The organism is Labrenzia sp. ATLA3 (genome assembly GCF_057180185.1).
In genome coordinates, this window is the sequence record NZ_JBXUKV010000030.1 from 1 (window position 1) to 239 (window position 239).

1 pseudogene is annotated in these 239 nt (G+C 51.0%); it reads left to right on the top strand.

Annotation, left to right across the window (positions count from 1 at the left end):
- Positions 1 to 239 (top strand): annotated as a pseudogene (locus AC2A6O_RS29075) (hypothetical protein); the annotation flags it as partial.

Below are 239 nucleotides of genomic sequence, written 5' to 3' on the forward strand. Positions count from 1 at the left end.
GGGAGCAAAGAAGCCAACAAGAGCAGCAGGCAGAAGAGAATGATAAGCCTCAGTCTTTACCGCAATCTGAAACTGTGCGGGTCACCGAGCGTGAAGAATACCGGAAAAAATGTCAGGTGGACCGCTATGCGAAGATGAAAAACATCTGCGGCCAATATGGCATGCAGGCCCATCATATCGTGCCAGACTGGACCTTGCGATATGGCGCGCGCAATGAAAGCGATAAGCGCATACCCAAT